This is a genomic window from Ruminococcus sp. HUN007, assembly GCF_000712055.1.
Classification (GTDB): Bacteria; Bacillota; Clostridia; order Oscillospirales; family Ruminococcaceae; genus HUN007.
Genome location: NZ_JOOA01000002.1, coordinates 3,189,176 through 3,202,910, shown reverse-complemented (window position 1 = coordinate 3,202,910; position 13,735 = coordinate 3,189,176). Strand labels below are relative to the sequence as shown.

Sequence of the window (13,735 nt, the reverse complement as noted above, 5' to 3'; positions counted from 1 at the left end):
CAATTTAAAATCAAATACATATATTAAGAAACTACAGTTTAAGAGGCGGAAGCAAAAGTGTCTAGAAATTATCTGTATTCGATTCGTAGGTTTTATCCACTAATTATTCAGATTCTTGAATTATGCTGCCTATTACGCTTTAATAATAATCATTTCATCAGTACTATTCAAATATTTTGCTTGATAAAAAATAGGTTTAGACGACAAATCTTTATACAAGTCGTTAATTCTATCAATAACTTCTTTCTTAATGGATTTATCCACTTTACATCCAAATATAATACCCTTTAATAAAGTCTTTCTATATTTTAAAGATGCTTTTTTACCATAACGGTCATGAAGTCCAAACATCACCATTCTATACTCTTCTTCATAATTCCATTTTCTTTTTTTAGTACAACCTGCTTCAAATAAAACCTCATTGATATTTTTTATTCTACTTTCTCTATCACAATATTTATCTATACCACCATAATAAGAAAAAATATCATTTGCAGCACCATAAGTAAAACATTCCATCAAACTAAAAACATTTTTCTTTGTAATTTCATCCGTATACTTTACCTTATCAAATCGGATATAATTCCCCAGTGTTGCGTTTGAATGAAAATATGAAAGCGATTCAGGTTCAAAATAATTATTATAATCCACAATGCTTCCTTCCTTGCAATCCAGTTCAAACGCAAGACATATACCAGTATGCGAATCAGCATAGTGCGTCCACATCAAATCATCAACACAATTCTTAGTTAAACTGGCTACACCCCAGTTATGAAGAGAGCTATTTTGGAATTTTGTAAAATAATCATAGCTAAAATATTTTTTGATATACATCAATGGATGTATATCATTTCCATCATTCTTTGATAAATATATTTCATTCATCAAAGAAATAGCATCATCATATTTTTCTGCTTCATAATTGCATAAAAAGCCGCCTTGATAATTGTAATTCAGCACAGGTTTAAGTAAAAAATCAATAGTCTCTTTATTAAAATTTCTTTTACAACGATTATCTAATAACAATCCAAACAATTTATGATTCATAAATAAATTAAAGAAATTAATCAATACATCTGTTGAAATTTCATTTTGTTGTGATAAATCTATCAGGATATTCTTAGGGAAACGCTGATTTATTCATAAATCAGCGTGGAGGTCTGGGGCGAAGCCCCGCAAATCCCACTTCCGGACATCCGGCGAAGCCGGATGTCCGTTTTAATCAGTGTTTCCTTAGCATAATCTGTATTAAAAAATTCATCTATTAAAATTTTAACATGCCGTTTCTCACTATTGTTATCCCAATAGCCGCCAACATGAAAACCCGATAATGAATCTAAATCTGTAACGCCAGAACTTAAAATAAGTAATCGAGTATACAGAGTTAATGCATAATGATAAATCACACCTTTCCAAATAGAGCTTTCTGCATGCCAATAATAATGTATTTTTCCATCCATCGGATCATTCAACTGATTGGGTTGAGCAAAGAAAAATTCTGATTCAACAAGACGGTTAATATCTTTATAAAATTCAACACCATCTTCTGTTCTATCTTTTCTTGCAATCGGTCGATATTGAAAAAACATATTATCATTCTGCAATTCTTTAGGCAGGTGTTCTTTTATGCTCATTTTTTCACCTATAATTAATTATTAATTATCCACTATCAACAACTTAAGAATCCTATAGATTGGATCTTTGGTTGTGATGATATTTAACCTTTCTTGAATTATTATTTCTTGGCGTCTTTCCGTCATCAGGACGTACAGGAACAACGGAACGTTTGATTTCGTTCATAAGCCTATTTATTTTTAACGTTCTTTTTAGCGGAGAAGAGAAGACAGCTTCTGCAAATTCTTCACGTAAAGAGCCAATGATGGTATTTACATTTGCCTGGTACTCGTATTTGTTCTCTTTGTTCTGACGTGATTCTTTGATTTCTGTATTCGCCTCGTTTTTTGCAATAGCAACCATGTTAGCAAGATACATTGTGATCCAGAAATCCTGAAGTTGATTGCTTGGATAACACTTTTATCAGTTCTTCACTTGCGTAACCTCTGTCCATGATAAACAGGCACGACTTTAAATCCATATATCTGCTTATTTCATCAATGTGAATCAGCGCAAGTTCACGCTCTCCAGTACTCATTTCAGTAAAATCAGCGGACATGATAAAATCGTTCATAACATCGTAGGCAATGCTCATACGAGCAGTCGGAGATGACGATTTTGATCCGGTACCGCCGTATTTTTCGCAGAGTAAAGGCATGTTCGGAAGTTCGGTATCAGAAACGTCTATGGCAATAATGAATTTGTCATACATTTTTGAAAGAGCAGTAAGATACTCTTTGAATAAAAGGCATCACGAATTCCAATGAACAGTTTCCAGAATAGAGTATGTTCAAATTTATTGCGTGCTTTGCTCAAAGCCTGCTGGCTCATGGTTATATCATCCTTACGTAGAAATTTATTAAGTGCTGCCTGAGTTGATGTCTTGTACATAGAAAGAAGAAAGCGAAGTAACTTACAGAAAGGCATTTTTCTGCTGCGTGTAAAGTATTCAGGTCTGAATCTGCTTTCGTCAAGAGTTTCATAATCTTCAAGAATTGTTTGCGTAATAACAGTCGCAAGTAAAAGTGTAAGCACGAATATGCACCTCGAAATTAGAGAGTGTATCAAAATAGATACCTAATTTCGATTTTTTCATTATTTTACATTTGCCAAGTGGTATTGTGTACAAACTTTAAAAAATGATTTTGTGCATTACACCATGGCTTTATATTGAATTCTTAAGTTGTTGATAGTGCTCTGTTATATTTAAAATAGTTGTTTTACCACACCCATTCATACCATAAATAAATGTAATATCACTATTAAATTTAACATTATAACCCTTTTATCGACAATTCTTTTAAAAGCATTTTAAATCTCCTTTCCAACTTACATTCAGCTTTTGATATTAAAACGCCTTAACCTTCCTTTTAAAATTTCTGAAAAAAAGAATAGTGATTAGGTGTATCCAACTTTTTACTCTGAATAAAAGTTAATTCATAAATAGTATTTAATAAATCAATATCATTGCACTTATTAACAATTGAATACAATTTATCAAAAGAAATGAATAAACTATTTCTTTTGACTGCTTTAGGATTTTGACCTAATGCGCTTGCTTTTTCAAGTGCTAAATTTCGTTCAATTAAATACTCCTCTATATACTGATTATCCTCAATATTCAAAGAATTCATATCAATTAATCTTTCAATATTATTTAAAACAACATTTTCAGAAGCGCACCAAAAATTTGAAGCAGTACAACTAATTCGAATAATATTTTTTATATTCGAAAAATCAACTACATTGATTGAATCGTCATTTTCTAATGAATTATTTAAAATTGCACTATCTTTGCATTCAGTTTTATAAAGTGCTAATTTATTTCTATTTTCCAAAATAGCTCTATAAGTGTGATAAGCTTGCTTCTGACTCGAGAAAAATGTCTCAGCAACATCTTTTATTATTTTTTCTCTGTCTCCGCCCCTGGCCTTACGTGAAATACCTTTTCTTTTACATTCTATTAGTAAAGCAAAATCCATACCAACTACTATCACATCAGCTTCATAAACCTTATTCTCAAATGCGTATTTTCCACTATATACACTAATTCCTTTTTTATCTGAAAACAGTTCTTTTACAGCTGTTTCCAATTGAGGTCCAAAATCTTTCCACCCTACTGCTTTTCCTATATTATCATATATGCCTAAAGCTGATAATACCGGTGGTAAAATATAATATTTATCCTCTTTTTTTAGAATCCATTCTGAATCATCGTTCACTTTATCCCATTGAATTGGTGTTATATACTCAACATTAAGTGGCTTACCTACGCACATTTTATCAATTATTATTCTTTGTCTTTCTGAGACTTCATCATTTATAAGAATACAAAAGCCATTATTAATAAATCTTTGATGAGCAAGTTTTACTAACTCAACAATAGTCTCATAAACACATTCTGCTGAATGTCCATAATATTTCTTTATTTCATCAGGAAACGCCATTATTATACGTTTTAAAAGATAAATAACACCTTCAATATCATATTGATGTAAATCATAAATAGCGGAATAACTCATCAGTCTTTCCAAATAATCTGTTTCTTGATTTGGAAATAATAATCGAATGTCGTTATCATTATCTGCATCCAATAAAATGATTGCTTGATTCAAGTCAAATATTAATTGATAATAGTCTTTGGTATCAGCATCTAAAATATATTCATTTTTACCGCTTGAGGTAATTAATTTTAATGTTAAATGCCACAACGTTGGAAACACATTATTATATTCTCTGTAAAGCTCTATTCTTTCTTCCGATTCTCCATAACAAGAGGAAAACATTCTATTTACCCAAACATAAATATTCTCAGGATTATAAGTCTGAATCTTATTATAGATATCAGTGAAAATGCTATCAATATCACACTCTAATTCTTCACTTACTTTATATAACGTTGATATCCGTTTAACAGCTTCAACATAATCTATAGCAGTTTTATGAGTTGTTTTCCTATCATTAGCAATCATAGTATCAACATCATAACTATCAATCAAAAAAATATAAAACTTATGAAGAATAATCTGATCGTACAAGGATTTATCATCAGAAAAAATTGGCTTCGAATCATAATTATTATTAGTTGCACATAATCCATTCAACAATATATAAATACATTTATCTATAGGTTGCCAATAAAAAAACTTTCTAAGTGCCTTTCTTATTTCTTTTAGAAATGCATCCTTATCCATGATAGCACTTAAATAATAATCAATACTTTTAGCAAGCTCTTCTTTCACTTCATAAATTGATAAATGATATTCATTCTTAGGCTTTAGTTTAAAAAAATCATATATACTTTTCAGATTGCCTAAACTGTCATTTATACTATCTTCACACTCAGCATAAATATTAACGATATCTGACACCGTGTATGATACATTATTAAATCTAAGTATAATCCTATTATCAATTTTTCCTTCCATAACAGTCTTCTTTCGTCTATGATTATTTCATTTTCAGAAACGTAATGCACTATCAATAACTTAAGAACCCTATAGATTGGATCTTTTGTTGTGACGATATTTAACCTTTCTTGAATTATTATTTATTGGCGTCTTCCCGTCATCAGGACGTACAGAAACAACGGAACGTTTGATTTCGTTCATAATCCTATTTATTTTTAACGTTCTTTTGAGCGGAGAAGAGAAGACAGCTTCTGCAAATTCTTCACGTAAAGAGCCAATGATGGTATTTACATTTGCCTGGTACTCGTATTTGTTCTCTTTGTTCTGACGTGATTCTTTGATTTCTGTATTTGCCTCGTTTCTTGCAATAGCAACCATGTTAGCAAGATACATTGTGATCCAGAAATCCTGAAGTTGATTGCTTGGATAACACTTTTATCAGTTCTTCACTTGCGTAACCTCTGTCCATGATAACCAGGCACGAATTCCAATGAACAGTTTCCAGAATGGAGTATGATCAAAATTTATTGCGTGCTTTGCTCAAAGCCTGCTGACTCATGGTTATATCATCCTTACGTAGAAATTTATTAAGTGCTGCCTGAGTTGATGTCTTGTACATAGAAAGAAGAAAGCGAAGTAACTTACAGAAAGGCATTTTTCTGCTGCGTGTAAAGTATTCAGGTCTGAATCTGCTTTCGTCAAGAGTTTCATAATCTTCAAGAATTGTTTGTGTAATAACAGTCGCAAGTAAAAGTGTAAGCACGAATATGCACCTCGAAATTAGAGAGTGTATCAAAATAGATACCTAATTTCGATTTTTACATTATTTTACATTTGCCAAGCAGTATTGTGTACAAACTTAAAAAAATGATTTTGTGCATTACTCCATGACTTTATATTGGATTCTTAAGTTGTTGATAGTGCTATAATATCTACTCTGTTTATGTTATAGATTACTGAATTATTCCTTTATACCCCTCTAAAGCAACTTATAGATAAATTAACCATGTTAGTGAAAAAGCAATTTCTGAACTACTTTCTCCAATTCTGCCATCGCTTCATCAGTCTTTGCAATATCGCCGATACCAGCCATAGCGCTGTCAGGACGTCCGCCGCCCTTACCGCCTGTAAGACCAGCAATCGCACCTGCGATCTTGCCTGCGTGAGCGCCCTTTGCAACTGCGTCCTTGCCGCATGATACTGAGAATACGCCCTTGCCGTCATTTACGCATGCGAGAACGGAGATAACATTTGCATCCTTGTCGCGGAGCTTGTCACCCATTGTTCTGAGAACGTCGTTCTTAACGCCGTCAACTCTTGCTGCGATAACGCTTACGCCGTTAAAGTCATAAGCACTGTCTGCAAAAGCACTGAGCTTCATCATAGCATTTTCTTCTCCGGCAGCCTGAAGTTCCTTTTCAAGTGCCTTGTACTCGTTCATGATCTGAGTGCACTTTGCTGTGAGTTCAGAAGCATTAGGAGCCTTGAGGATAGCAGCAGCTTCATTGATAACTGCAATGTTTTCGTTGAGGAGTGCGAGAACGCCTGAGCCTGTTACAGCTTCGATACGTCTTACACCTGATGCTACTGAGTTTTCTGAGATGATCTTGAAAAGACCGATCTTTGATGTATTGTCAACGTGAGTACCGCCGCAGAATTCAACTGAGAAATCGCCGGCCTTTACTACACGTACAACGTCGCCGTACTTTTCACCGAAGAGAGCCATAGCACCGAGCTTTCTTGCTTCCTCGATAGGAAGTTCCTTTGTTTCAACAGGAATGGATGAGAGGATGATCTCATTTACTCTGTTTTCTACCTTTGCTATTTCCTCAGGTGTCATTGCGCTGAAGTGTGAGAAGTCGAAACGGCATCTTTCAGGACTTACGAGCTGACCAGCCTGGTGAACGTGTTCACCGAGAACTTCACGGAGAGCAGCCTGGAGAAGGTGAGCTGAAGTATGGTTCTTCATTGTAGCCTGTCTTCTTGTCACATCGATGGATGCCTTTACCTTGTCGCCCTTCTTTACAGTGCCGCGGTCAACAGTACCGATGTGGAGGAAGTGACCGTCTTCTGTCTTCATTACTGAATCAACTGAAATAACTGCGTTGCCTGAGATGATACCTGTATCGCTTACCTGACCGCCGCTTTCTGCGTAGAAAGGAGTTCTGTCGAGAACGATAACAACGCTTTCACCTTCAGAAGCACTTTCCTTTTCTTCTGTGCCGTCAAAGACTGCAAGCACTTCAGAATCGTTTTCTGTTTCTGTGTATCCTGTGAATACTGTCTTTGAAACAGAGATCTTGATGCTGTTGTCAGCCCATGATGAGCTTGCCTTTGCTGCATGGTCAGCCTTTGCCTTGTTTCTCTGTTCGAGAACGAGTTCCTTATATCTGTCCATGTCGATCTTAAGGCCCTTTTCCTCTGCTATTTCAAGAGTAAGGTCGATCGGGAATCCGTAAGTATCGCTGAGCTTGAATGCATCTTCACCGGAAAGGATACCGTTCTTTGATTCTTCGATGAATTTGTTGAGAAGTTCAAGGCCATTGTCAACTGTCTTTGCGAAGTTTTCTTCCTCAACCTGAATGATCTTCTTGATGTATTCAGCCTTTTCACGGAGTTCCGGATAAGCCTTTTCATTTTCCTGAATTACTGTTTCACATACCTTGTAAAGGAATGTGTCCTTGATTCCGAGAAGTCTTCCGTGACGCGCAGCACGGCGGAGAAGTCTTCTGAGAACGTAGCCGCGTCCTTCGTTTGATGGCATTACGCCGTCGCCGACCATAAATGTTGTACTTCTGATGTGGTCAGTAATAACACGGAGTGAAACGTCAGACTTGCTGTTTGTATGGTATTCAACGCCTGCGATTTTGCAGATGTGCTTCATGATATTCTGAACTGTATCAACTTCAAAGATATTGTCAACGCCCTGCATTACGCATGCAAGTCTTTCAAGGCCCATACCTGTGTCGATGTTCTTGTTCTTCATTTCTTCGTAGTGGCTGTTGCCGTCTGAATCGAACTGGCTGAAAACGAGGTTCCAGATCTCGATTATTCTGTCAGCGTCACTTGCCTGCTCGAAGTTTTCAAACGGACCGTAAGCCTCACCGCGGTCGAAGTGGATCTCGGAGCACGGACCGCAAGGCCCTGAGCCGTGTTCCCAGAAGTTATCCTTCTTACCGAGACGAACTATCTTTTCCTTCGGGATGCCGATCTTGTTCATCCAGATCAGTTCTGCTTCGTCATCGCTTTCGAAAACTGTGATCCAGAGCTTTTCAGCAGGAATCTCGAGAACCTTTGTAAGGAACTCCCATGCCCATTCGATAGCTTCGTTCTTGAAGTAGTCGCCGAATGAGAAGTTACCGAGCATTTCGAAGTATGTGCCGTGTCTTGAAGTCTTGCCTACACTTTCGATATCAGGTGTTCTGATACACTTCTGGCATGTTGTGACTCTCTTGTTCGGAGGAACTGCCTGTCCGAGGAAGAACTTCTTGAGAGGTGCCATGCCTGAATTTATGAGAAGAAGGCTGTTGTCACCCTGTGGTATCAGCGGCGCACTTGCCATTCTTGTATGCATCTTGCTTTCGAAAAATGTTAAGTATTTTTCGCGTAAATCATTTAATCCCATCCACTGCATTTTAAAATGATCTCCTTACCTAATGAACAAACATATTTTGAGGTTATATATCAAAAAATACAATAATCATCGTATTTCTATGTTCCCCCAATATTACAATATGTGCTTTATGTATTCGCCTTTTGTAACAATTATAGAATAGTACTGATTCCTCTATATCACAAAGGAACAATGTACTCTGCTCAAAACAATCCAATTATTCTCTAAACTACAAACATTTCCTTCGAATTTCTTCCATCTTTAACAAAGCGAATATTTTGCTTCCGATTGCTGTTTCCTTTTTGATTTTTTCACGAAATGGATACAGAAACTTTATAATAATACCCATGCTTCCTTTATAAGCTATTTTCAATTTACAATATGATTTTCTAAATTCAAAATACTTTTCTAAATAATCCTGAAAAGCCGTTTCATGAAAAATCGATCTTGAACCATCATTTATATATATGCCTTGCTCCAGTTTGTCATTAAAGTATTCTAATATTCCAGCAACCATTGCAGCATTAATTCCATTTCTTTCCGTTCGAGGTATAGCTCTAAGAACACTGAATTCAACATAAGAATCGTATTCTGTTAACACTGCATACGAAGCAAGTGCTCCGGTTTCTTTTTCAAATCCACCAAAAAGAATAGATTTTTTCCACGACTCAATTGATTTATTAATGTTTTCTTTGCATACTTTAGGCCGATATTTTTCTGGCCATGCACTATACGCTTCTTCTGTGACTAGATATATCTCATCCCTATATTCTGATGGATTTATTATTTTTACATCAAAATTGCGTAAACCTTTATTAATCTCATATCTCCGTTTAGCTTTTAGCTTTGTAATATCAAACGGAGAATCTTTTATTATATACCACCATTCCGTTTCTTTCCCACAATCCCAATCCTCCGTCCATCTAGCTAGAAAAGCAGTTTTACCATTAAAAAATCTATAGTTGAATACGCTTTTATCCTTTACAGCTGATAAATCTGGCAGCACATGTGGTGGTGTTGTTGGTAACGCGGCGTGATTATAATATTTCCACTCATTAATGCTCATCTTTTAACCTCATCAAATTGATAATAATTTTTTGCTACAAAATCATTAATTCAATTCATAATAATTTCTAATTATCGTTTTTCTCGTATTATCAGTGTCATAACCCATGACACGAGGAATACAATCAATGATAAGTTGAAGCAAATTAACACTCTGGATTTCATCCATACTGTTGGCATAGCCAACACCACGACCGTTGAGATTTCACTTAATCAATCTCTTCTAAATAAATCCCTTGTATAAACCTTCGATTTTACATCATCTAAACAAACCTCATATCTGTTAGCAATAATAGCATCAGATATAGCCTTGAACTTTTCAAGGTCATTTACAACAAGGCTTCCGAAGAAAGTTTCACCGTCTTTAAGCGTTGGTTCGTAAATGATAACATTAGCACCTTTAGCTTTTATTCTTTTCATAACACCTTGGATAGAACTCTGACGGAAATTATCACTGTTTGATTTCATTGTCAGTCTGTAAACGCCAATGATAACTTCTTTTTCCTTGCTCTGATCATAATCAATATTTTCTTCATATGCATAGTAACCAGCAAGCTGTAAAACTCTATCAGCGATGAAATCTTTTCTTGTACGATTTGATTCTACTATAGCAGACATCATATTCTGTGGTACATCAGCATAGTTAGCAAGAAGCTGCTTTGTATCTTTAGGAAGACAATATCCACCATAACCGAATGAAGGATTGTTGTAGTGTGAACCTATTCTTGGATCAAGACATACACCGTTGATAATTGCCTGAGTATCAAGACCTTTCATTTCTGCATACGTATCAAGTTCATTGAAGTACGAAACTCTAAGTGCAAGATATGTATTGGCAAAAAGCTTTACTGCTTCTGCTTCAGTAAATCCCATAAAGAGTGTGTCAATATCTTCTTTAATTGCACCGAGCTGAAGTAACTTTGCAAACGTATGAGCAGCTTTTACTAAACGCTCGTCATCCATATCAGTTCCTACAATAATTCTTGAAGGATACAGATTATCATAAAGCGCCTTACTTTCACGAAGAAATTCCGGACTAAATATAATATTTTTGCTACCCGTCTTTTCACGAATAGACTTAGTATAACCAACAGGAACGGTTGACTTAATTACCATAATTGCATTTGGATTATACTTCATTACAAGATTAATTACAGCTTCAACTGCACTTGTATCAAAAAAATTTTTCTGACTGTCATAATTAGTCGGAGCTGCAATAACTACAAAATCGGCATCCTTATATGCTGACTCCGCATCAAGTGTTGCTGTAAGATCAAGATTTTTTTCAGCTAGATACTTTTCTATGTAATCATCCTGAATAGGCGATTTCTTTTTATTAATAAGCTCAACTTTCTCAGGAATAATATCGACAGCCGTTACAGTATTGTGTTGAGCAAACAAAGTCGCTATTGAAAGTCCTACATAACCTGTTCCTGCTACTGCAATTTTCATTCTAATATTTCCTCCGATCAAGATATTTAAAAATAATTATTTTGCAACCCAAGGACTATAGCTTTTACCTTCTAGAATATCTGCTATACGTTCACAAGCACGTCCGTCACCGTATGGATTACAAGCCTGCGACATCTTTTTATATTCTTCTTCATTCTCAAGCAATTCTTTAAATGCTTCGTAAATAACTTCTTCGTCTGTACCTACTAAACGAAGAGTACCAGCATCAACACCTTCTGGCCTTTCCGTTGTATCTCTCATTACTAAAACCGGAACACCGTATGAAGGGCATTCTTCCTGTATTCCGCCTGAATCGGTTAAACATAAGAAGCTTCTTGCTTCAAAATTATGGCAATCAAATACTTCGATAGGCTCTATGATATGAATTCGGTCACATCCGCCAAGTTCCTGTTCTGCAGCATCTCTAACAACAGGGTTCATATGTATTGGATATATTGCCTTACAGTCAGGATGTTCGTCTAATACTCTTCTTATTGCTCTGAACATATGATGCATTGGCTCACCAAGGTTTTCACGACGATGAGCTGTTATAAAAATTAGTTTACTATCTCCAACCCAATCAAGTTCAGGATGCGAATAGTTCTCTTTAACTGTATGCTGCATTGCATCAATTACAGTATTACCTGTAATATAAATACTATCAGGATTCTTACCTTCTGAAATCAGGTGCTCAGAGGCCAGCTTAGTTGGTGCAAAATTATACTGACTTATGATTCCGACAGCCTGACGATTGAATTCCTCAGGATATGGTGAATATATATTATATGTTCTTAGTCCTGCTTCTACATGTCCTACAGGAATCTGAAGATAAAAACATGCAAGAGAAGTAACAAATGTAGTAGAAGTATCACCGTGAACTAAAACAACATCTGGCTTTTCTTTCTCAAGTACTTCCTTTATTCCATTTAAAATATTAGTAGTTATATCAAAAAGAGTTTGTCTGTCTTTCATAACATTTAAATCATAATCAGGAACAACATTAAATGTCGTAAGAACCTGATCAAGCATCTGACGATGCTGAGCAGTTACACAAACTATCGTTTTCAAACCTTTACGTGTTTTTAACTCATTTACTAACGGACACATTTTTATTGCTTCTGGACGTGTTCCAAAGACTAACATTATCTTTTTCATATCATAACTTCTCCTTTATCATCTTTCTTTTTACGATAGCAAACACTTTTTCAAGGTAACTCTTATGACTTATTACAACTAATATAGCAATCGGTAACTGCCAGTAAAACTGTTTAAATACCAATGCTATGACGCACTGAAAAATAAGCATTATCATCCCCATAATCTGAGCATTCCACTGTGCTTTAATCTTAATGATCTTATTCATCTGTACTGTTCTAATAATCCATATGGCTATATAACCAACCATTGTAGCAATAGATGCACCCAATGCACCAATAAAAGGTATTAAAGCGAAATTACAAATCGTATTAACAATCGCGCCTAAAATAGTTGTTATTGAAACTGATTTTGTATTCTTAACTGCTGTAAAAATACATCCCTCAAATAATGCGATACCATTGAATACTGTACCAACCAAAAGAGGAGGAACAAATTGCCAAGCGGCAAAAAATTCTTTAGCATAAAGTATTCTAGCTAAAAACATATTAAAAATAAGAAGTATAGAACAACCAACAAGAGATACACAGCTGTAAGTCATGTATACATTACCAATAAAGCCATCTGTGTCATCTTCATCAAATTCTGTAATAGCAGAAATCGACCAAGCATTATAAAATACACTTTGTACAGTCGAAAGAATCGTAGGAATTTTATATGCAACTGCATAGATACCATTAACAGCTGCTCCACAAAAAAATGCAAGGATGTAACGATCACTGGCATTATTAAGCCACCAGGCAACCGAATTAGCTACTAATGGTAAGCTATAAAGGCTCATTGATTTGAATAAGCCTTTAGGGATTTGATCCGTTTTCTCTTTTAACAATCCGCTTCCAAGCATCATTAATATAATCGAAAACATCGTTCCGCTTATATTGGCAATCAAATATCCTAATACCCCTAGTTTAATAACAAGCAAAAGTATGATATTTAAGGAACAGGTAAGTAATGTATTCAGTAATCCGCATACAACAAGCAACTTCACTTTATTAACAGCTTTTAAGTACATCGATAAGGTATTATTGAATACATTTGCTATAAACAAGAAATACAAATAAACACTATACATAATACTCAGTTTAAAAACTGGTAAACTATAAACAAGTAATAATCCTAAACCAAGTATTACTGATGAAACAACAGCTACACGCAATCCCGTTTTTACAACTTGTAACGGATTGTATTCTTTATCTAAACAATATCTTAAAACTGCATCTTGAATATTTAGAGTAAGAATAGGAACCAATAATTGAACTGTTGTTGTAACCAAATCAAGTTTTCCATAATCCTTAGTACTTAAAACATATGTGTATAGAGGAACAAGCAAAAACGAAATAATCTTCGTTCCAAAATTACTAATAGTAAACAATAGTGTATTTATCGAAAGATCTTTAGCTTTATTTGCTTTGCTCATTTTTTGACT

General features: G+C 35.0%; 12 protein-coding genes. All 12 read right to left on the bottom strand.

What is annotated here, in order from left to right:
- Positions 1–132: 132 nt before the first annotated feature.
- Positions 133–1,035 carry a DUF2971 domain-containing protein gene (locus tag CC97_RS17995; RefSeq protein WP_197021884.1) on the bottom strand — a complete coding sequence of 301 codons (903 nt, stop codon included), beginning with the start codon at positions 1,033–1,035 and terminating at the stop codon, positions 133–135.
- Positions 1,036–1,136: 101 nt separating this feature from the next.
- Entirely contained in the window at positions 1,137–1,634 is a 498-nt protein-coding gene (locus CC97_RS17990) for a hypothetical protein (protein WP_044976745.1), read from the bottom strand.
- A 52-nt stretch (positions 1,635–1,686) separates the two neighbouring features.
- Positions 1,687–1,992 carry a hypothetical protein gene (locus CC97_RS17985; RefSeq protein WP_044976744.1) on the bottom strand — a complete coding sequence of 102 codons (306 nt, stop codon included), beginning with the start codon at positions 1,990–1,992 and terminating at the stop codon, positions 1,687–1,689.
- Positions 1,979–2,326, bottom strand: a complete 348-nt coding sequence (locus CC97_RS17980) for a transposase (RefSeq protein WP_044976743.1) — start codon at positions 2,324–2,326, stop codon at positions 1,979–1,981. The genes CC97_RS17985 and CC97_RS17980 overlap by 14 nt, the downstream gene beginning before the upstream one ends.
- A gap of 658 nt (positions 2,327–2,984) precedes the next feature.
- Complete coding sequence (locus tag CC97_RS17975; RefSeq protein WP_044976742.1) at positions 2,985–5,042, bottom strand: hypothetical protein; 2,058 nt, start codon at positions 5,040–5,042, stop codon at positions 2,985–2,987.
- Between the two features lie 69 nt (positions 5,043–5,111).
- Positions 5,112–5,417 carry a hypothetical protein gene (locus CC97_RS17970; RefSeq protein WP_044976741.1) on the bottom strand — a complete coding sequence of 102 codons (306 nt, stop codon included), beginning with the start codon at positions 5,415–5,417 and terminating at the stop codon, positions 5,112–5,114.
- Positions 5,418–5,541: 124 nt separating this feature from the next.
- Positions 5,542–5,787, bottom strand: coding sequence for a hypothetical protein (locus CC97_RS17965; protein ID WP_044976740.1), 246 nt, complete (start codon positions 5,785–5,787; stop codon positions 5,542–5,544).
- Between the two features lie 246 nt (positions 5,788–6,033).
- Complete coding sequence (alaS, locus tag CC97_RS17960) at positions 6,034–8,658, bottom strand: alanine--tRNA ligase (RefSeq protein WP_044976739.1); 2,625 nt, start codon at positions 8,656–8,658, stop codon at positions 6,034–6,036.
- Between the two features lie 208 nt (positions 8,659–8,866).
- Positions 8,867–9,703 (bottom strand): hypothetical protein, encoded by an 837-nt coding sequence (locus tag CC97_RS17955; protein ID WP_044976738.1) that lies wholly within the window; start codon positions 9,701–9,703, stop codon positions 8,867–8,869.
- A 212-nt stretch (positions 9,704–9,915) separates the two neighbouring features.
- Complete coding sequence (locus CC97_RS17950; protein ID WP_044976737.1) at positions 9,916–11,154, bottom strand: nucleotide sugar dehydrogenase; 1,239 nt, start codon at positions 11,152–11,154, stop codon at positions 9,916–9,918.
- Between the two features lie 36 nt (positions 11,155–11,190).
- On the bottom strand, positions 11,191–12,309 hold the full coding sequence (gene wecB / locus CC97_RS17945; protein ID WP_044976736.1) for a UDP-N-acetylglucosamine 2-epimerase (non-hydrolyzing): 1,119 nt from the start codon (positions 12,307–12,309) through the stop codon (positions 11,191–11,193).
- 1 nt (position 12,310) lies between these two features.
- The gene (locus CC97_RS17940) at positions 12,311–13,726 is read right to left on the bottom strand and encodes an oligosaccharide flippase family protein (protein ID WP_044976735.1); all 1,416 of its coding nucleotides are present in this window, start codon (positions 13,724–13,726) and stop codon (positions 12,311–12,313) included.
- Positions 13,727–13,735: the final 9 nt, after the last annotated feature.

Bases quoted from the DNA above. Each gene is read 5' to 3' on its own strand.
- CC97_RS17940 (WP_044976735.1), bottom strand. From the start codon at position 13,726: ATGAGCAAAGCAAATAAAGCTAAAGATCTTTCGATAAATACACTATTG.
- CC97_RS17990 (WP_044976745.1), bottom strand. From the start codon at position 1,634: ATGAGCATAAAAGAACACCTGCCTAAAGAATTGCAGAATGATAATATG.
- CC97_RS17950 (WP_044976737.1), bottom strand. From the start codon at position 11,154: ATGAAAATTGCAGTAGCAGGAACAGGTTATGTAGGACTTTCAATAGCG.
- CC97_RS17970 (WP_044976741.1), bottom strand. From the start codon at position 5,417: ATGTATCTTGCTAACATGGTTGCTATTGCAAGAAACGAGGCAAATACA.
- CC97_RS17955 (WP_044976738.1), bottom strand. From the start codon at position 9,703: ATGAGCATTAATGAGTGGAAATATTATAATCACGCCGCGTTACCAACA.
- alaS (WP_044976739.1), bottom strand. From the start codon at position 8,658: ATGCAGTGGATGGGATTAAATGATTTACGCGAAAAATACTTAACATTT.
- CC97_RS17980 (WP_044976743.1), bottom strand. From the start codon at position 2,326: ATGTATGACAAATTCATTATTGCCATAGACGTTTCTGATACCGAACTT.
- CC97_RS17975 (WP_044976742.1), bottom strand. From the start codon at position 5,042: ATGGAAGGAAAAATTGATAATAGGATTATACTTAGATTTAATAATGTA.
- wecB (WP_044976736.1), bottom strand. From the start codon at position 12,309: ATGAAAAAGATAATGTTAGTCTTTGGAACACGTCCAGAAGCAATAAAA.
- CC97_RS17985 (WP_044976744.1), bottom strand. From the start codon at position 1,992: ATGTATCTTGCTAACATGGTTGCTATTGCAAAAAACGAGGCGAATACA.